Origin of the sequence: Rhodopirellula islandica (assembly GCF_001027925.1) — a bacterium.
In the GTDB taxonomy this organism is placed as follows: Bacteria; Planctomycetota; Planctomycetia; order Pirellulales; family Pirellulaceae; genus Rhodopirellula; species Rhodopirellula islandica.
Map to the genome: position 1 here is coordinate 13491 of NZ_LECT01000005.1, position 20990 is coordinate 34480.

Consider the following 20990-nt stretch of genomic DNA (forward strand, 5'->3'; position numbering starts at 1 on the left):
TCCCAGCGGCCACGATGAGTGCAAACGAATTGTCTTTGAACGAATTGGAAGCGTTGGCCCGTCAGGAGAACGTCCACGGGAAGACCGTCGACTGTTTGCTCGCACTGCAGTCCGACGACGAGGAAGTCCGGACTTGGGCGAGCGAGGTTCTGTCGGGATCGGTCGAGCCAAGTGCGGATGAAGAAGAGGAGATGGCAGGCCTGCTGGAGTCGGTTTTGTACGACGGCGAAGAAGGCAACCGCTGGGATGCTTTGGCGGTGGACCAGCTTTACTGGACCGCCACGATGCTCGGGCGTTTAAGCCAGTTGGACCCCTCGACCTGGAAGGTTCTGCGAGAACTTGCCGAATCCCAGTCCACCACGCTCGCCGCTGCCGCCAAACGTGCCCAATCGGTCATCGAGCGCTTGGGGTGAGTGACGATTGCTCGAATCAGTGAGCCTGGTTGAGGAAGGCTTGGGACGTGGAGTCCGGCAATGCTCTCCACAACGATGGAGGTTTGCACCCTGTCATCGACGGTATTGGGGCAGACTCATTCACCTTAAGCGTTTGCAATTCCCAAGACGCTGAAGTCCGAGATGAGCCCGTCTGCGGTTGCTTGCCGGAAGTCACCGCTCGATCGTCACCTGGCAAAATTTCATTTTGCCCATCCTGAGAGTGGGGTGTCGAGACGCTTGGATCCAGGCATTTCCCAGCTGGAACCGCCAATGATGCCGTGGCGAATGTCGTCTCAAGCCATCGCCCAATTTCCATTTCCCGTTGAGCCAGCCCATTTCGAAATGACGGGGGTGGAGCTTGAAGCCAACCGTCTCGCGACGAGATCAAAGCACGCCTAAGGGTGCTCGTTTGTTCTTAGTTGTGTCTTAATGTTGATTATATTGACGCTCAGGTTTTGCGTCTATATGTTATTGATTCGGGGGGTGCGGCCGGTATTTCGGGCACTTTCTCGTGTTTCTTAGACGTGACATATTTTCCCAAGGACTCAATGATGAAGACGAAATGTCGAAGCTCAAGTGGTTTCACGTTGGTGGAGTTGCTGGTGGTGATTGCAATTATCGGCGTGTTGGTGGGATTGCTGCTTCCGGCTGTTCAAGCCGCTCGCGAAGCAGCACGCAGGATGAGCTGCAGTAACAATTTCAAGCAAATTGGTTTGGCATCGCACAACTACCACTCTGCCTATGACCAACTGCCACGGCACTCGACTGGCACCTGGCGCGATGATGCTCCCAATGCGTGGACACCTTATGACACTCACAACTCGGGCTCATTGAGTGCGATGGTTGGTTTGCTTCCGTTCATGGAACAGCAAGCTTTGTGGGAGATGATCAGCAACCCATCGCAACAGCGAGTCGATGGTGGAGTTCAAACGCCGCCGTGGCCCGCCATGGGGCCCGCACCACGGATCAATGGTGGACGCAACCAATACATCCCTTGGATGACAGAAACGCCCGCGTTGCGATGTCCCAGTGACCCAGGGGTGGGACTTCCTGCAGGTGGTCGTTCGAACTACGCCTTTTGCATCGGTGATGCGTTTCAGGGGACGCCGTTCACTCGTCCGATTCGTTGGAGTAACTCGGGAGGCAGTCCCTTTGACGAGATTTCAGGAAGCAAGACCACTCAAGGTCGCTATGCCCGCGGCATGTACACGCACCGGACCGATCGGAAATTTCGTGACGTCTTGGATGGCTTGTCCAACACCATCGCAATGGGTGAGATGATGACGGACCTTGGCGACAACGACAATCGAACCACGCTCAACCGAACCTTGGACACCGTGGAGCAAAATGTTTCGATTTGCAAGGAGACGGGGCATATCGATCCGCAACGACCTTCTTTTTGGTGTGATGGAGTCGATTGTCCCGCACCGACAGGACCCGGTGCGTTGCACAGTCCGAACGATATCTACAATCGTGGGATGATGTGGATGATTTCGCTGCCGACCTCCAGCTGCATGTTCACCAACCTTCCGCCCAACTCGGAACTGTGCGTGGATCGCTGGACCGAAGGTGGTGGTTCGATCAGTGCCAGCAGCCGACATCAAGGCGGCGTGCACGTCTTGATGGGCGACGGAGCTGTCAGGTTCATCACGGACTCGATTGAAGCTGGGAACAGCCAAGCGGGACCTGTCAACGCTGGCCAACGCAGTCCCTATGGATTGTGGGGCGGCCTGGGAACTCGCGGGAACAAAGAGACCGTGTCGCTCGAGTAGTCCGTTTTTTGCTGCACTGAATCATCAAAATGTCCAGGGAGTTCGACTCCCTGTGCGGTTGCCATTTGGAATCGAGTGTTCCAAATGGCTTTTTACTTTCCGACGCTCCCCTTTTTATGAATGATTGAAATGAAATCGTTGAGTTTGAGTTTTGTAGTGTTCTCGATGCTTCTGTTCACGGTTGGTTGCGGTGAGTCCAGTACCGTCATCCAGCCTGCTGACGATGCACCAATGACTGAGACGGACCAAGAAATGGAATCGGATGACTACGAGAATGAAATGAAGAAGATGCAGTAGTTCAGCTTGCGTCGACGGTGCCTTGTATGTTTCTGATCAACACTGCTTCCTTGTTGGAGGACATTGCTCTTCCCAAGTCAGGCCTGCTGCTTTCTGGCCGCTCTTTCTGGAGAGGTCGAGCAGTTGATCGGCACCGTCTTTCAGCTGAGTTCCGCATGATGCACCTCCCCCAGAACGAAGTTTTGGGGGAGGTCGAGCGACCCCGTTCAGGCGTCCGTGCGGGAGGGAGCCCCAGTATGGGAAGCGGCGCGAATTGCCCTCCCCCGGAAATCTCGCTGAACGCTCGCTTTCCGACCCCTCCCAACTTCGTCGGGCGGGGTTCTCAAAACGCTGCTGGCACCGCATTTAAAAACTGCACGACCTCTTCACGGGCGGGCGTCTTCAGTTCACTGCTGGATCGGCACTTCAAAGCCGCCCGACCGCTGCGCAGGCGGGGTTTGCAAGATGGGCGAGCAAGGTATTTCAAAGCCGCCCGACCGCTGAATGGGTGCAGTGTGAGTGTGCGGGCGAATCAGGAACAGCGAGGCGGTCGTCGTGACCAGCGAGGGTGGTGGGCGGTCTGTCGCATGGTCTCGTTTTGTTTTGCGTGCCTGGGTGCTGCGATCGGCTGTCAGCCAAACGTCTCGCCACCTGACGCCCCACTTCGAGCGGAGTCCAAAGCAGAAGTATCCGCGAGTTTGCAGCGGGAGGTTTCGCATCCCAAAACGACCGAACGGCAGGACGCCCAATCCGACCCGCCTGATCGCCAAGCCTCTTTGGACGAATTGAATCGGATCTTAGATGGTTCTGTGGTCCACGACGCTGATCGGAATTCAGACAGCGCTGTGTTTGAAATCGTCGAGAAGTCGCTGGATCAGTTTCCAAACGATTCGGCGGTTCTGTATTTTTCCGCACTGGTTCAATATCATCGCCTGGGGCTGGTTGACGAAGCCATCCAGACACTGCGGCGAATCCAATTGGATGAACCGGAAGTGGGACCGGCGGCGTTGGGGATGCGATCCGATTGGCTCGCCCAAACGGGCCACTATGAGGAGGCGATTGCCGGCTATCGGAATCTGCTGGATCGCTTTCCTGAGGCGACCGAGGCACACCGTCAGTTGGCGGCCTTGTTGAATCGATTGGGGCGACGTCACGAAGCGGCGCGATACCTTCGCAATCTGGTGCGTTTAGGGGACGTTCGACAGGCTGAGCTGGCTTCTTTGCTTTCCATTCAAGATCCGTCGCTGACTTCAGCAGTGAACGGAAACCAGCCATCCAGCGAAGGTCTGTCGGGTTGGGTTGGGCCCATTTCCCAGGCTCATCGGTCGATGGCTTCTCACCAGCCACACTTGGCGGTTGATTCACTTGCGAGTTTGATTGGTGACTCAGAAGCACAAGCTTCGATCGGGTCAGGATGGGATGCCGCCTTGGCGCTGCTTGGCCGCGCTGCCGTGGACGCGAACGACAAGGAAAATCTTCGTTTGTGGTGGGAGCACCTCAATCCAGATCAGCTTCTTTGGGCGGATCATTGGTTTGCATTGAGCAGGCTTGTCAACGATCAATTGCGTGACACCGATTTGGCGATCCAGCTGATGGTGGAAGCCATCCATCGTGATCCAACCGATCGAGTCGCTCTCGGCTTGCTTGCAAACTGGATGAACCAAACGCAGAGATATGATGTCGAGGACGAGATCACACAGCGAATGGAACGGCTGAAAAGAACCGTGGTGCTGGGCAACCGAATCGGCGGTCAGGGGGCAAGTTCTCCGCAGAATGCTTCCGAGTCATTGGCGGCTTCGATGCTGCAACTTGCCGAGCACTTGGACCAAATTGGACGAGAGCTGGAGGCCAATGCGTGGCGAATGATCGCGGTGACGCAAGGATCCAAGGTGGAGAAGGCAAGTGTCGGGGCTCTTCAAGAACGTTATCAAGCCTTGCAAAAGAGCCGGTCTGGATTCCCAACGGTCAGTGACAATACCTTTGGGCTGCGAAGTGACGATCCGATCGCTACCCATCAGCGAGCGATCGAGAAGCTTTCGGAAATGCTCGAAAAGACGAAGTCCGTTGGTCCTGCCCGGCCGGTCGAGACCGACCCATCGGCAGATCCGGAAGTTGTCGTTCGGTTCGTTGATCGAGCACGCGAATGGAAGGTCGATTTTCGCTATCGGAATGCGGATCCACCCCGTCCACAAGATTTGAGCATCTTTCAACAGTTTGGTGGCGCCGTGTGTGCGACCGATTTCGATCGTGATGGATGGATCGATCTGTTCTTGGGCCAGGGTGGCTGTCATCCGAACGATGCAGCGACCACAGAGGTGTCAGCAGAATCCTCCAACCGGCTATTCCGGTCGCTCGCTGGCGCCTTCCAGGATTGTTCCGAGGTCGCTTCGGTCGAGGATCAGAGGTTCACAATGGCAGTTGCGGCCGGTGATTTGAATCAGGATGGATGGCCGGATTTGCTGGTCAGTAATTTCGGAAACAACGAATGTTTCATCAACAATGCAGACGGGACGTTCTCGCATTCGGAGGATCCTGCTTGGAACAGTCATCACGCCTGGTCTTCCGGCCACGCGATCGCCGACCTCACTGGGAATGGGATCCCGGATGTCTTTGAAATTCGGTACTTGAATGACCCTCGCGTTTTCGAGACGCTGCCAACGAATGAGCATGGGCGAGCGATCGATTACCGTGGACCGGAATCTTACCAGGCAGCGGGGGACGTTTTGTATGTGCGGTCACCCACAGGTCACTGGGACACGCGAACACTGGGGCTTGAGGAAGGTGCTGCGCCCAGTTTGGGCGTGGTGGTGGGTGACTTTGACAATCAACCTGGCAATGAGATTTTTGTTGCCAATGACACGGAGCCCAATCGATTTTGGAAACGTGGTCCTGCGCGAGGGGGGGATGGTTTCACCGGGAAAAAACAAATGCAATGGAACAACTTCGCGAAGCTTCGTGGTTGTGCGTTCTCTTCGCTCGGTGGCAGCGGAGCGTCCATGGGAATCGCTACCGCGGACTTTGATCAAAACGGCCGGATTGACTTTCATATCACCAACTTCCTCCATGAACCTGCTCACCTCTATTTGCAGAACGCAGACAGCTTCTTCAGTGACCATGTGACCGCGAGTGGACTTGCGAGGGACAGCATTCCGGTGCTCGGATTTGGAACCGTCGCGTTCGATTTTGAGAACGATGGGGATGAGGATATCGCGGTGCTCAACGGGCATATCGAAAATCTGGAGTATCGGGGGATGCCTCACAAAATGCCGGCTCAATTGTTCGTTCAGGAATCGACTCAATTCCAGAGTTTGGATGTCGACAACGACTGGGCGAAGCCCTCGATTGGGCGAGGGCTCATACGAACGGATTTGAACCGAGACGGGTTGGTGGACATGGTGGCGACTTTTCAAGATCGCCCCGTTTCACTCCTCGAAAATCAAACGATCTCTCATTCTGAGCGTGACTGGTTGAATGTTCGATTGGTCGGAGTCGAGAGCGAGCGCTCCGCCGTCGGTGCCAGACTCACGGTCGAGTATGACGGAGGGCGACAATTTCGGTGGCTGACTAGCGGTGGTGGGTACGCGTGCCAAGACGAGCCAACACTCTTTGTTGGCGGGATTCCACAAGGGCTCGGTGTTGATCTGATCGTCGCATGGCCATCGGGACTCAAGGAGACGTTCAAGAATGTCGAAACCAATCAGGTTTTGCTTGTCGTCGAAGGACAAGCCAGGTTGACGACCCTCCCGTGAATCCAATGCTGCCTGCTAAATTTCATCGGTGTTTGCACTCGCTTTGGTTCACAATGTCAGTGGCTTTGATTGCTGGCAGCAGCGTCGGTTGCGGACAAAAAAAAGCGGTGGATCCGAGTGGTTCGCCGACATCGAATTGGCAGGATTGGCTGTCCTCTGAGTCAGCGACGTCGGTCGCTCCGAGCACCTCGCATGACTGGGGAACTTTGCCCGCCGGGATGATCGGCTCGGATGCTTGCATTGAATGCCATCCGAAACAGGCGGAGGCTTTCAGTCAAACGACGCATGCCAAATCGGCGCGACGAATCCAGCGTGAGGAACTCCCATTGGGCAGTGACTTCGTCGATGGCAAATCTGGACGCCTGTATGAAGCTGAGATGACCGACGAGGGAATGCGGCATCGAGAATCCGTTTTGGGAACCGATGGAGAGTTGATTGCCCAGGATTCTGTCGACTTGGTTTTGGAACTTGGGTCTGGCACTCACGCCCACACCTACCTCGGAAAACGAGACGGGTATTGGATCGAATCTCCACTGACGTGGTATCAGCAGACAAGTCAGTGGGGACTTTCACCGGGATTCGATGGCGAGGATTCTGCCATGTTCGATCGTGTCGTCACCACCACCTGTGTTTTTTGTCACGTCGGAGAAGTGCGTGCTGACAAAGTTCAGCCAAGTCAATTTTCAATCACTCACGCCAGCATTGCCTGCGAGCGTTGCCATGGATCGGGAGTGCAACACGTTGCCGATCAAAAGAGCGACGAGAACCTCTCACCGTCTGAGATGAACATTGTTCATCCCGGCAAAATCGCTCGGGAAAATCGCGATGCCATCTGTAGCCAGTGTCATTTGCAAGGGATCGTTTCAAGCTCGTCGAGCGACTTTGATCGCTGGGACTTTCATCCCGGCGAGTTGCTCTCGGAGCATGTCACCGAATTTCAACTTGATGAGGGGGAAGAGAGTTTTCGGATTGTCGGCCATACCGAACAACTGCATCAAAGTGAGTGCTACCTGCAAACGGAGGTGCTGTCTTGCGTGACCTGTCACCATCCTCACCCAGTCTCCGGTGAAGCCGTCGCGTACCGGGATCTCTGTATCGGATGCCACGCGTCCCCTGCCTCGTGCGATGTGCCGCTTTCGGTTCGAATTGAAACACAGCAGGATCAGTGTCAGGCATGCCACATGCCTAAACGGCCAACCAACGTGACACATGCCGCGTTGCATGATCATCGAATCGCGGTTCACGACGAATCCTTCCTGCTCGCTGAGCTTTCTGTTCCAAAGTCAGCCTCGGCCCCGGCATCTGAAAAGCCCCGTCTGGTGGCGATTTCGGCAACGGACCACTTGGAGGAAACCGAGCGTGAACGCCGTCGCTTGCTGGCCTTTCACTCGCTCGCGAGTAGTGGCGGATTGCCAGGGTCGATGAAGGATGATTTCAAAGTTGCGCAGCGGGAGTTGGTCGAGCTGTTCAAGTCGGGTGTCAACGACGCGAGTGTTCGAACCACTCTCGCCAATTCGTACTTTGCCGCAGGGAAGTGGTCGACCGCGGAGAATTTGGCTCGGTCGGTTGTCGAATCGGAGTCCGTGGGGTCGCACACTTACGTCGGTGCGGTGGATGTGTTGGCACGGGTTGCATTGAGGTTGCAGGACAACGAAGCAGCGAAGTCCTGGTACCGTGAACTGACTCAAATGCGTCGGGTCTCTGGTGACCACTTCATGCTTGGGGTTTGTGAACTCAATGCCAATCGGATTGAGCCAGCGATTCTTGCGTTTGAGCAGGCACTTCGAATTGACTCGACGCTCCTTGTCGCTCATGAGTACCTCGCTCAGATATTCCAGGCGGAGAACCGGATGGATCGCAGTCGGTTGCACCAGCAAGCTGCTCGACGACTGCGTGCTATTTCGCTCGATCAACAACCTTGATCAGTCTGAACCTCCTCCCACACGCGTGCTCCCGCCGCCAAACGAGCCCGCTCGGTCGTCGAACGAATGCGCAATTGAGCATGGCCCCACCTCGCAAGGAGGTCGTGCAGTTTTTAAGTGCCGTGTTGCCAAGCATTTATCATTGCCCTCCCTCTGGGAGGGTCGGGCGAAGCGAGGGGAGGGGCGAGCATCGGAACCAGCGCGTAACCCTGGGCTGCGAAATGTTTGCTATTGGCGTTCTGATCACGAATGCAATTTTCTTCCGGCTTCTGCCTTTCTTCATCCCGGTAGGGATTTCAGATGGTAGCCGGGGGTTGCTGCGTAGCAGCGTACCCCCGGAAAGCGAGCTCCCATAAAACTCTTCATCCCGCCGTGGCCAAAGGCCACGGCGGGATGAAGAGTGGCGGCGTGGGGGGCGTGTCCATCGGTGGCGCTATCGCTTACCGACGGCTACCATCTGAAATCCCTGCCGGGATGAAAACTTGCGCAAACGCATGGCCGCCACAAGCTCAAAGAGTTAGCAGCCCAGCGTAACCCTCCCCGGTCCGAAGCGGGCTGACCTTCCCAAGAGAGGGTGGAGGAAAACTGCTCCACCTCCAAGTTCTGAGAAGCACTGAGTGCTCGGTAAAAAGAAGGTTGGAATGATTCAAAGGAGCGTTCAGTGAGGTCTCGCTTTTGCCGGCATCGACTGGGGCGAAGAACTCGCGTCCAATCGAGCTCGATGGGCTCAATGGCGGTCGAGTAGCCGTAGGGAATGGTTTGCGATGGCCTAGTGCTCCTGGAGCTCTTTTTTACCAGTTTTTCCTTGCTCTTCGGATCCACGCCATGCATAAATGCAGTCGAGCAGGCGGCTCACTCAGACTGACAGAATGTCTGCGGCACTTGGTTCTTCTCTTCGGAGGCTGATTCAGGGACCGCACTCGATTGGAAAGGATCGATGAGTGACAGCCGACGGACTGACCGAGCAGTACCTTTACGACGATGACCTGACCGATGGAGTCGGCCTGGACAACGCCACCGGCGTGACACCTCTGATCGGCAGCGCCGCGGTCTCGCTGGCCGATGCCCTGACCAAGCTGGCTGGCACCACGGCCAACGGTGGAGCCGGTGTGTCGTTCGACTCCGATGCCACGGGCTCCGCCCAAGTCTCGATCAACCCCGAGGGCGAGGTTCGCTTCTCGATCTCCGACGGTGCCGGCCGTAGTGTGATGAGCGGCATGATCGACGACAGCAGTGACCTGATCACCTGGAACTGCACCGTCCATGACCAAACCGAATCCATCGCCGGTTACGGAACCGTCCTGGCCTCCCAGAGCGTCAACGCTCTGGGGCATGTCCGCAAAAGCCTGACCGACGCGGCGGGACGCACGATCCAGAGCATTGATGCCCTGGGCAAGATCACCAGCTACGAATACGACGCTTCGGGCAACCGGCTCAAGGTCCGCGACCCCAACGGAGTCGGCCAGGACTGCCTCTACGATGCCCTGGGGCGTGACACCCAGTGCACCGACACCGCCAGTGGCGTGACGCAGAGTGGCTATGACTTGGCCGGCAACAAGGTCTCCTCGACCGATGCCAAGAGCAACACGACGACTTACGTGTTCGACGCACGCGGACGCCAGATCAAACAGGTCGATCGCCTCTCGGGTGAAACCGAGTTCGCCTACACGGACACCGGCCAGCTGGAATCGCTGACCGATGCCGAGGACCAAGTCACCAGCTACACCTACGACGCGGCCGGCACCAAGCTGACCGAAACCTACCCGGACCACGTGCCCAGCAGCACGATCGGTCAAACCGGTTACGGAATCGTCTCGTTCACCCCGGACGCCACCGGACGCACGGTTCAGCGAACTGACCAGCAAGGTGACACGTGTGACTTCACCTACGACCTGGCTGGTCGCCTGAGCAGCAAGGCCTACACCGGACACGCCAGTGGCCCGCTGTCAGGTCAAAGCCACACCGACACGTTCACCTATGACGACGCCAGCCGGATGCTGACAGCCGTCAGTGGCCGCTACAGCAACACGGTTACCTACACCTACGACGATGCGGGTCGCAAAGACAGTGAGTCAATCCAGATCGGCGGCCAGACGTACACGATCCTGACCGATTACGACGCGGCGGGCCAAGTGTCCAAGCTGACCTACCCGGACGGCAAAGAGGTCGATCGCAGCTACACCGACCGCGGCCAGCTTGCCGGGATCGACTTCGACAGCACCACGATCGACACGCGAACGTACGACGATGGCGGCCGGATGCTCACCAGCAGTTACAATAACGGTGTGAGCGAAACACGGGCGTACAACAACGACAACACGCTAGCGAGCATCAGCTTCAGCGGCGCGTCGATCGGGAACCTCAGCTACGGCTGGGACGCCAACAAGAACAAGACCAGTGAGGGGATCATAGGAACGATGAGCGGTTACGGGTTCGATGTCGGAACGAGCGGCTACGACGTCAGCCAATTCCGTGTCCGACACCTTTTCCAGTTTCGACTTCGTCGCTAATCACATGAGGTAGGAAGAGCCGCATGAACAGAACTGATTTGATCGCTTCGCCAACGAATACTTTGCTGCCAGCCTTCAGTAACGTGCTGTCGAGGAATCACGTTTTTTGCGGGGTCAATCAGACGAGCGAGGAAAAGGAATGGGAATTTACTTGCATCCACCCGACGAATATGGACAATCCTGGGCGTGAACTAACTCCGCCGAAACCCCCTGGGGCAGTTGATGGGTTCTAAGCGAAGACGCCGCAAAGTCGATTCCACGTCGAATTCGCAACCAGTTGCTGCGACGGTCGTGAAACGTGGTCACTTTGCCTTTCCACTGATCGGTGCTTTTCTTCTCGGCGTTGGAGGCTCTGCAGTAGTCCTGGTGGGAAAGCACCCACCAGCAACCGAGTTGTCAGCAATCGCGGACAAGCCATCGCCAACCCTCGGTGAGTTGTCGATGATGGCTTCCGACGATCTGAAAACACAAGACATTGCGTTGCTCAACTTGCGGTGCGCAGAAGGACTGCCAGGAAGTGAAGACCTGGATATTTCCCGTTCGTTAAAAACGCTTGATCGATGGGCGAACAAGGTTCGGCAGGAAACTGAGCGAACGATAGTGAACTTCTACACCGAACCGGATAAGTATGAAAACTCCATCGCTTACTACCGCATGTTGATGTTGGTGACGGTGTTGCAGCAGGACTTCGGCGTCCAGTACAACCCGGATCGAATTGAGAAGATCGACTTCACTCGCAGCAAAGATCTCTTTATTCATGGGATGATTAACAGCGACAACGGCGGTACTTGTGTTTCAATGCCAGTCCTGTACACAGCAGTCGCTTAGCGATTGAATTACCCCGTTTTTTTGGTCCAAGCGAAGGCTCACGTGTTTTGTCGATGGGACGGCCAAGGTGAATACATCAATGTTGAGGGGACCAACCGCGGGCTCAACAGCTATCCCGATTCTCATTACCTGACATGGCCACATCCAATCGCTAGGTCTTCCGTTGAACGCGGGCACTATCTGAAATCCCTTCCGATGGATGAAGCGTTTGCTGTATTCCTCGCATCGCGTGGGCACTGCTTCGAAGATAACTTCAATTTGCCCGAGGCCAGCGTCAGCTATGCGCTCGCTGTCAAACATGCATCACGCCATCCGATGTACAGGTCCCACTTGACGTCGTTGGTACGGCCACCACGGATCGAGGATCATCCTGACATCATGGCCCAGCAACGTCGGTTGGCACAAAAAAACCAGCAACCGTTCGACGCCTTTGGTCATCCAGTCAATCTCATGGCCCCGAATTCTCAGCCCGATCCGTTTGCCTTCCCCGAAATTTCACTCAGCCAGCCGCCGAGCAGTATTGGCGTTCAACCTTAAGAGCCTACTTCATGTCTACGAAGTTCTTGATGCCCGCGATGCTGTTGGTCGTGATGTTGAGTATTTGCGCTCAGGACGCGTCTGCAATGTACAATTCACGAGTGGGGAGTTTCTGCTCTAGAGATCCAATCGGGTTCAGAGGCAGTCCTTTTGGTCTCTACGAATATGTGTCCTCCAACCCCTGCAGGTACAGTGACTTCTCTGGGTTGGCTGCCAACGGCACAACAGAATGTGACATTGAAGGTGGCGGACCTTCAATCGTAGACATCCCAGGCAATTCGCCAACGAGACCATGTACCAAACGACACGAAGATGTTCACGTAGAGCAAAATAAAGGAACTGACAGCTGCTGCGGCAGAGCCAAGGAAGCTTACCGAAATGCCACTACCGAGAACAGTAAAGCCTACGTGCTTCGTGAGTGGCGGCAGTGGCTAGCGAGGCCATTGGTAAGAGGCAAAAGAGAGTGTCCCGCATATCAGGCTTCTGTTGATTGTGCTGCAGAAAACATCCTTAAGTTTTGCTTCAGCTGTCCCGAAGGCTCTGATTATCTAGGCGAAAAGTTTGTCTATATAGTTAGCTGCGGAAAATTCAAAGATTACTACGAAGCAGCGAAGAAGAAGAGAGATCGGCATTGCAAAGGCGCGGAGGGCTGGCGAGATCCACCATGTCCAATCTGACATTACATCGTGTGACAACAGCTATTCCCAGAGAGGGATTGGGCATTGTGAAGGTGACCGCACTGGCAACCGTTTTGATGCTTCTTTGCTCCGGGTGCAGACCGACACCCAAAACCGATGTTTCAGCTAATCGCGACCTTGAATCTCACAAGCCTGGTAAGCTATCGAAGGAACAGGCTAGGCATGTCGTGGACTTTATTTCAAATCATCTCACTTCTATTGATCAAGTTGTTGAAGTTATTGGAGAGCCTCGGGTTGGAAGCGGCGGAGTCTTCACGTACACCATCGAGCCTGCTTCTGGATTGCGTTTGTGGACCGATGACTATCGGTACGGAAATCTAATTTTGAAAGCAGCAGTGGTTGAATTTACGAACGAAGACACAAGCGGCAACGGGGCAACCTATCGAAGTGTCGACGTAGTTTACAAAGGCAGGCTGGACCTCGCGGATGAGAAGCTTCATGACTTACGCATGATGATTGGTCGCTAGCTGTTACCACCCGAATTTTGGCCGTGGAGCAATCAAACTGGCTCGCTCACTTTGTTAAGCCATCCGATGTGCAGGTCCCACCTGACGTCGTTGGTGCGGCCACCACGGATCGAGGATCATCCTGACATCATGGCCCAGCAACGTCGGTTGACACAAAGAAACCAGCAACCGTTCGACGCCTTTGGTCATCCAGTCAATCTCATGGCCCCGAATTCTCAGCCCGATCCGTTTTCCTTCCCCGAAATTTCACTCAGCCAGCCGCCGAGCAGTATTGGCGTTCAACCCTAAGAGCCTTCTTCATGTTCGCGAAGTTCTTGATGCCCGCGATGCTGTTGGTCGGTATGTTGAGCATTTGTGCTCAGGATGCGTCCGCAATGTACAATGCACGGGTGGGTAGTTTTTGCTCCAGAGATCCGATCGGGTTCACAGGGAGCAAGTGGTCTTTGTACAGGTACACGAAATCGAACCCAACGGTTGGTGTCGACCCAACCGGGATGATCGAGTTTGGTTTGCCAGATCCAGACAAAAATTGGGAAATCAAGAATTTCGAAAAATGCAAACAATGGTCAAGCGGAATCGCGGCAGCATTGCCTCCATCGTGCGCAGCGAGGTACTCACTTAATCTCAATTGCAAAAGATCAAGTTCGAAGTCTGAAACTAGCGGTGCAGTAACAAATGCAACCGGAGAGTCCATTACGATAGATGTCTTCTATGACGACCCCGACATAAAAGCAAAAGGGCTTACGATAGACACTCTTGTGAAACATGAGCTTCAGCACGTCTTCGATATCTGCGACAGCTGTGAAGGACATGAGATTATCTACCAACAACTTTTCGAGCCGGATGCGGATTTTGCCGAAGAAGTAATGTGCATGGAGATCCGCGCAATTATCGCTGAGGGCTCGTGCGATGCGTTTACCGACCCAAGTTCTCGCCGGGAGTGTGTGCGGAAGTCGTTGGAGATATATATTCCTCGCTACGGCACTATTGCGTTTATGCACGCGCTGGAAAAATGCTATTGGGACTCCACGTACCATACAGCACCACCTGTGTTCCCGTACTGACAATGAAGCATTGGAAGCTACAATTCTCGTTGCGAAACCTGCTGATTGCATCTTTTTTTATGGCCGTAGTGCTGCAGATGCATATCGGAGCGCTCTCCCACGACAAGTTAGCGATGCGTTGCGAATTTGACGTGGAAAATATGCTCTCGGGCTTGGGTGTTGCGTCTGAGTCGCTCCCGGCCATCTGTTGTCAACCTCACTATATTGTCCCAGGGTTCGCAAGAGTCGATGTGACTGTTGGAGAGGGACGAGCAAAGGATTATTTTTCATGGTACTACATCTGTGTCGCTGGCGATTTTTGGAAGCTTCCATTCAGCGGCCGGTACATCCCGTGGAGAAATTGACACTTCGTTCGAGTCCCCATGAGAGCGTAGCTGCATTTTGCCGCCACTTATAATTTCCTGGCAGTAATGCCCAGTGCGAATTCATGAAAAAAATGATCGCGCCGGATGGTGCCACCCACCAAACCTTGACTTCCAATCGCCGCTGCGTAGGATCGCTTTGTCTTGTCAGTCGGTTCCGAGATAGAGAGCTCAGCCATGCCGCGGCCTCAGCGATGCGAACAGTTTGATTCCAGCGAAGTTGGGATCGTGCATGTCGTGCAGAGATGTGTCCGCCGGGCTTTTCTGGCTGGTGTTGACCAGGCGACCGGCAAGGATTTCTCGTTTCGAAAGGAATGGATTCGTCGGCGGATGGAGGCTCTGGCCTCGGTGTTCGCAGTCGATGTGCTTTCCTACGCGGTGATGAGCAACCACATGCACCAGATCCTCCGCAATCGGCCGGACGTCTGTGCTCGGTGGAGCGACGAAGAGGTCGCGATTCGCTGGCTGCGAGTCTTCCCCGGCCGACGTCTCGAAGAACACTTGGCCGAACCCACCGAAAATGACGTTCAGATGCTGGTTCGAGATAAAGAGCGACTGGCTGAAGTTCGCCGTCGCTTGTCTGACATCTCTTGGTTCATGAGAGCCCTGGCCGAACCGATCGCCCGGATGGCCAACAAACAAGACGAATGCACCGGCCGGTTTTGGGAAGGACGCTTCAAAGCCCAACGAATTGTCGATGAAGCGGGCTTGCTCGCGTGTAGCATGTACGTCGACCTGAATCCAGTTCGAGCGGCCATGTCCACCACGCCCGAGACCAGCCCCCACACCAGTGCCTACGACCGGATTGAAGCTTGCAAAGGAGAACGAATCCCTTCAGCCGCGTTTGATCTCAAGCCGATCCCCACGGAAGGGGACCGATCAAAGGGGACGGGGGTAGTTTCGGGCGTCCAATCAACAGAAGAATAGGAAGCAGCCAGTTTTGGACGGCGAAGAAAAGGGGGGACAGGGGCACAAGCAGGCGCATCCTCTCAACAATGACCTCCGTCCCATTGATCTCGCTCGGTTCTGGAAGAAGTTGACGCAGAGGCGGGGAGTCGCAGAGACGCAGGGGAGAGTCGTAACGTCTGATCCCTCTGCGCCTCACCGCCTCTCGCGACTCTGCGTCGAAATCCTTGTGCGGGACCGGGAACGATCGTTTGTGGGTGGGAATCCAGCGCGGCTTGGGAACATAAGTCGGATGGCAGACCGGCGGGTCGGTTGCCTGGCATGACGGGCGGCTCCCCGCGCAAGTCGGCGAGCATGAGGATCAACCACGGCATGAAGTGCATTGCCTCGGCACCCGTCCGTCGGCCTTGCACCGCCATCGGAGTTTGGACAACGCCATTCGTGTCCGACACCATTTCCAGTCCAACCGTACCGGCGTATCCAGCCCAGTGCTAAGCACGTGAGCGGGAGTCATTGGGTTTGGTCACGTAGCGGTGTCTCTCCGAGACGCTGCTATTTGCGAGTCTCAGAGAGGCTCGCCTGCGTGAGGTTCTACCCAGTCATTCCTGCCTGCCCGCTTAGTCATTTCGATCACCGCACCGAGGGCTATCGCTAGGAGCCAACCGAGAAGAGTCGGGACGCGGATCTTCCGCAAGATTTTCGCTTGTTCAGCTCAGCCCAATGCGGGCTGTTTGGGCGGTTCATCGTTCCGGGGCCTGACGACCCCGGCAGTGGATCTGGCGACCCTTCGGGCTTTGTTGAGCCGAGCGATTGGGGGAGTGAGGATTGCTCCGCTGGTGAATCGCTGGGGGGCAGAAAGTCGCATTCCATGACGATCGAGCCGATTTGCAATGGACTTTTGGGGACGGAGAGCTAGTCTTTCAACACAAACCGCCCGCGACGATTGTTTTCGCGAAATGGCGGGCAACGCATCCGGGTTCATTGGGTCCCTGTGTCGATCACATGGTTGTGAGCGAGGGGAACACCATCTTGGTCCTGGGGCGAGTTCTTGAGCAACCTGGAATGGTTCTTGGGATTCGCTGATTGCATGGGTCACGCTTCACGTGATTCGAACCCAACCTTGGACCCTGTTTTGAACAAATTTGAAGATTTAGGGCTGTCTGGCCCTTTGCTGCAAGGCCTCGAGCAAGCCGGCTACGAAACTCCCACCCCGATTCAAGCTCAGTCGATCCCCGAAATTCTTGACGGCAACGACGTCCTGGGTGCCGCGCAAACTGGCACGGGAAAAACGGCGGCGTTTGCACTGCCCATCCTGCAGATCATGTGGGAAGACGATCAGGAACGGCGAGAGCCGTCCAACCGTCGTGGTGGTCGCCCCGGAAGGCGCCCCATCCGCACGCTCGTGCTGTCCCCGACCCGCGAATTGTCGGCTCAGATCGAGGCGAATTTCCGGATCTACGGCAAGAAGACTCGGCTTCGCAGCACGGTCATTTTCGGAGGTGTCAACCAAAATCCACAGGTTCGCGAACTGCAATCCGGTGTGGACACCTTGGTGGCCACGCCCGGTCGATTGTTGGACTTGGTCAGCCAAGGGTTTGTGGATTTAAAAGACGTCGAGATCCTCGTTCTGGACGAAGCGGATCACATGCTCGACATGGGGTTCTTGCCCGATGTCAAACGCATTTTGAAACTGCTGCCTCGCGATCGGCAGAACCTGTTGTTCTCCGCGACGATGCCCGGCCCGATTCGCAAATTGGCCGATGAGATCCTGGTCGATCCGATCACGATCCAGATCGCACCGCAAAAGCCAACGGTCGAGCGCATCGAACAGTCGATTTGCTTTGTCGCCCAAGCTGACAAGCCGCGATTGCTGAATCACTTCATCGAAACGAAGGCCACTGGGTCGACGTTGGTGTTCACTCGCACCAAGCACGGCGCCGATGCGGTGGCGCGTCGATTGGTCAAAGCCGGTGTCAAAGCGGCGGCGATTCATGGCAATAAAACGCAAGCCAATCGTGTGCGGACGCTGAATAAGTTCAAGAATGATGAACTGGATGTGTTGGTGGCCACCGACGTGGCCGCTCGCGGCATCGACATCGATGGCATTCAAACGGTGATCAACTACGACACCCCCAACACTCCCGAAGCCTACGTGCACCGCATTGGTCGAACGGGGCGAGCGGGCCGTGAAGGCGAGACCGTCATGTTCTGTGGCGGCCACGAGACCAAGTTTTTCATTGCGATTGAACGCGAAATCAAGCTTCAGATTCCGGTTGCGACTGGACTGCCCGGTTGCCAGCCTCGGCCGCTTCAGGACCCAGGTTCGGGCGATAAATCGAACTCTCGTTCGGGCGGCCGATCCGGCGGCGGAGGTCGTTCGCGATCTTCTTCCGACCATCAAGGTGGTTCGGGCAGCGGTGGATCCAAGCCCGGCGGCGGACGTCGCCGTGGACGTGCTGCAGGCAGCGTCAGTGGTCGTGGCAGCACGGTCGGACGCAAGTCCGCAGGCGGTGAAGCCAGCAAGTCCGGTGGCGGTTCCAAGAACGGTCGCGGACGTGGCGGACGACCTTCGTCACGCTGAGTCTCACCGGCTGTTGATTCAATCCATTTCGCCGGATGGAGAGTGGCGAGGCGGGATTTGCATGTTCGTCGGTGGCGCTATCGCTTACCGACGGCTACCATCTGACATCCCTACCGGGATGAAGAAAGGCAGAAGCTGGATGGGAAATTGCATCCGCTATCAAAGCATTCATAGCAAAATTTTGCAGTCCAGCCTAAGGCGTTGGTTGAGCGCCGGTCTCTTCGTAGATCGGCAGATGCCGGTAGTAGACTTCCAGGTTGAGCAAGTTCATCGCGGTGACGTACAAGCGCCCGCCGTGAGCGCTCCAGCGATCGGGAACGGGTAGTTCTGGATCCCAGCTGCCTGCTTCGGGACCGCGTTTGATTTGGCTGTCAATCAGGACCGGATTGAGATACTGATTCCAGTTCTCCCAGTGCTCACCGCCCATGTGGAACATGACTTGGGTGGCGTAGTACCAGTAGTAAGTGTCTCGCTGCGGGACTCGGTTGGTCCCAACGCTGGGTGGGAATTTGGCGATGTAGTCTGCCGCCGATTGCATGTCTTCATTCTCGCGGCTCCAGCCGGAATACATTCGCATCAAAATGCCCACCGCAGTCATCGTGGGTGATGGGCGGCGTCCGTGAGCCTGGGCAGGCGTGTCGGGAGCAAACGGGTTGTAGCGATAGCGGTCCCGTTCCGTGGGGCTGGCTTTGGCCAGTTCCAGCCAGCGATTGATCCCAGCGTAAGTGTCCGGGGAAACATCCAGCCCGGACAATTCGCCACTCTTGAGGGCCATCATCATCCAGCCCGTGACGCTGGTGTCGCTGCTGACCTGCGGTGTGTAACGCCATCCGCCGCGTTGTCGGTGCTGAGTTGCTTCGATGTAGTTGAGGCACATCTGGGCTGGTTCACGCAGTTCGCTGTCTTGGGTCATGCCGTACGCTTCGCACAATGCCAAGGCTGCGATTCCGTGGGAATAGAAGGCAACGTTTTGGTCGCTCAGCGGATTTTCACGACGGTACAAATCACCGTTGGTGCGTTGGTTGTCGATCAAGAACTTCAGGCCCTTGGCGACAACAGAGGCGTACTGATGTTGCCGGTGGGTGTAGCCAGCACCTTGAAACGCCAGCAGGCACATGCCTGTCGCGGCCGTGTCGGATTGCAGGATCACGTCTTCGCCGTGCCCTTGGAGTGCCCAGCTGCCATCTTCGTTTTGCAGCGAAGCGAGGAACGCGAGTCCAAGTTCAATGGCTTCTTCCGTGGCGGGGCCGACCATGCCTGCAGGCGCGGGCGCGGCGCCGCCGTTGGTGCGTTGAACACGCCGGCTGAACTGTTCCACGGCTGCGATGGACAGACCTGCGGGAGTGACTGGTCCACCGACATCGCGTCGTTGACGCTGGCCCCGGGTGAGATCCAACGCGGCCATTTCGACTGGTTCATCGGATGGGACGATGCCCGCTTTGTCCGCTCGCTCGATGGACAATCCCGCTGGACCCTCCGGAGCGTTGAGATCAAAGACAGGGTCCGCCGTCATCGCCAATTCGTTCCATGACGATTCGGCAGAGCGGGCCACGTCACGCGACGGGCCATCGTCGTTCTGCATCCGGTCCGTGGCCGCATCGGACGCTTCGCCCGGCGCGGAGCCGTCGTCGGTGGCATCGGCCAGCATCGCGGCGATGGCTCCCGAATCGGGGCCCGGTCCGGTGGAGCCCGTGCGTTGGCCAACGCTTCGGCGTTTGGCGGATCGTGGCCTGCTGAGTGCTTGGTTGGTTGCCTCGGGCATCCCCGCCATCGTGGCCAATCTCGCTGCCTGAGGCAGGTTGCCCTGCCCCGTTTTCGGCGCGTTGTCGACCGCGGCCATGGCGGATTCACCGGGTGAAAGCGTCACGTTGGCGCCCACCGCTTGGCTGGTTCTTTGAATCGGAGCCAGTTCCGGTGTCAGCATGCGTTCCGCGTCGACTTCCACTTTCGCGATCGAGACGGTTGGTGGCGTGGGGGCAGCTCCGGCAGCGGATTGCCGCGTGGGACGCTGCCGTTGGCTGCGCTCACGAGCCAGCCCTGCGGACCCAACCGTCGGCATCGATTCCGCCATCGCTCGCATTGTCGGGGTCGGCATCGGTGTCGTGTCTTGGGTGGGAGCTGGCGACATGTCCGCTGACATCGCGACGCTGGCGCCGCTGCGTTGACGCTTGGCCGCCGCAGACGTCGATTTCTCGGCAGGCATTTGCTCTGCCGTCGGCGCCACTGCAGTGTCGATCTCGGGGGCTTGAGGGGCAGACTGTGACTGAGGCGTCGGCTCGGTCGGTTGTCGTCGTCGAGCCAAGCGAGATGGCGACTCCGAGGGCTGCGGTTTGGCCATCTCCGGCTGAGCGCGTTCCATCAAGAACTTTTCTGGCTCTCGCGGTTGCTCTTGATTGGGGCGAGGGATTTCCAGTCGCGGCGCGGAACGTTTCACCGGTGGCATCTGCCGCTGCTCGAGCGGAATGACTTGGGATGTCGTCTCGGCATCCACGGGTTGGGACCAGTCAGGCGTCACCGCATTGGATTCATCGGGCTTCTGAAACAGGTACTCCGGAACTGTTTTGCGGATCGGAGAACGATCGGGTTTGACCCCGGCGAAGGCTTCCGGGAAGTAATGGGGGAAGATCACCCAACGCACCGCCAGCACGATCAACAGCAGGTGCACGAAGATGCTGAACAGGAACCCAAGCTGGAACGATTTCTGAACGTACTTGGACGCGACCTGGTGCAGGCCAAACGCAAGTCCAGCACCGACCAGCGGCACCGCGATCACGTAAGTCCAGGCGTTGTACAGCGGTCTTGGGTCATCAAATGAGAGGTAACCCAAGATCATGTACAGGATCAGGCCGGTCAACGAAACCAAGGCCAGGTCGAGCGGCCACAT

12 protein-coding genes and 1 pseudogene are annotated in these 20990 nt (G+C 56.6%); 12 read left to right on the forward strand and 1 reads right to left on the reverse strand.

Annotated features, from left to right (window positions below; genetic code table 11):
* Positions 1-14 precede the first annotated feature (14 nt).
* From RISK_RS01255 to RISK_RS01315, 12 genes and pseudogenes are all read left to right on the forward strand, one after another.
* Positions 15-413 (forward strand): hypothetical protein, encoded by a 399-nt coding sequence (locus tag RISK_RS01255; protein WP_047812444.1) that lies wholly within the window; start codon positions 15-17, stop codon positions 411-413.
* A gap of 572 nt (positions 414-985) precedes the next feature.
* Complete coding sequence (locus tag RISK_RS01260; RefSeq protein WP_047812463.1) at positions 986-2206, forward strand: DUF1559 domain-containing protein; 1221 nt, start codon at positions 986-988, stop codon at positions 2204-2206.
* A gap of 129 nt (positions 2207-2335) precedes the next feature.
* Positions 2336-2503 (forward strand): hypothetical protein, encoded by a 168-nt coding sequence (locus RISK_RS32055; RefSeq protein WP_160311384.1) that lies wholly within the window; start codon positions 2336-2338, stop codon positions 2501-2503.
* A gap of 566 nt (positions 2504-3069) precedes the next feature.
* Positions 3070-6231, forward strand: a complete 3162-nt coding sequence (locus RISK_RS01265) for an FG-GAP-like repeat-containing protein (protein ID WP_150122457.1) — start codon at positions 3070-3072, stop codon at positions 6229-6231.
* Positions 6232-6284: 53 nt separating this feature from the next.
* Complete coding sequence (locus RISK_RS01275) at positions 6285-8153, forward strand: tetratricopeptide repeat protein (protein WP_160311385.1); 1869 nt, start codon at positions 6285-6287, stop codon at positions 8151-8153.
* A 941-nt stretch (positions 8154-9094) separates the two neighbouring features.
* Positions 9095-10663 carry an RHS repeat domain-containing protein gene (locus tag RISK_RS01280; RefSeq protein WP_047812448.1) on the forward strand — a complete coding sequence of 523 codons (1569 nt, stop codon included), beginning with the start codon at positions 9095-9097 and terminating at the stop codon, positions 10661-10663.
* A 291-nt stretch (positions 10664-10954) separates the two neighbouring features.
* Positions 10955-11491: a hypothetical protein gene (locus RISK_RS01285; RefSeq protein ID WP_047812449.1), complete on the forward strand. Its 537-nt coding sequence runs from the start codon at positions 10955-10957 to the stop codon at positions 11489-11491.
* Between the two features lie 195 nt (positions 11492-11686).
* A complete protein-coding gene (locus RISK_RS31250) occupies positions 11687-12028 on the forward strand; it encodes a hypothetical protein (RefSeq protein WP_150122459.1) in 342 nt (113 codons plus the stop codon).
* Between the two features lie 664 nt (positions 12029-12692).
* On the forward strand, positions 12693-13193 hold the full coding sequence (locus tag RISK_RS31255; protein WP_150122460.1) for a hypothetical protein: 501 nt from the start codon (positions 12693-12695) through the stop codon (positions 13191-13193).
* 299 nt (positions 13194-13492) lie between these two features.
* Entirely contained in the window at positions 13493-14257 is a 765-nt protein-coding gene (locus tag RISK_RS01300; RefSeq protein ID WP_047812452.1) for an RHS repeat-associated core domain-containing protein, read from the forward strand.
* A 539-nt stretch (positions 14258-14796) separates the two neighbouring features.
* A pseudogene (locus RISK_RS01310) lies at positions 14797-15489 on the forward strand (transposase); the annotation flags it as partial.
* Positions 15490-16645: 1156 nt separating this feature from the next.
* Positions 16646-18106, forward strand: a complete 1461-nt coding sequence (locus RISK_RS01315; RefSeq protein ID WP_047812465.1) for a DEAD/DEAH box helicase — start codon at positions 16646-16648, stop codon at positions 18104-18106.
* Positions 18107-18299: 193 nt separating this feature from the next.
* Here the strand turns inward: RISK_RS01315 and RISK_RS01320 are convergent, their stop codons facing one another.
* The gene (locus tag RISK_RS01320; protein ID WP_236695934.1) at positions 18300-20990 is read right to left on the reverse strand and encodes a prenyltransferase/squalene oxidase repeat-containing protein; all 2691 of its coding nucleotides are present in this window, start codon (positions 20988-20990) and stop codon (positions 18300-18302) included.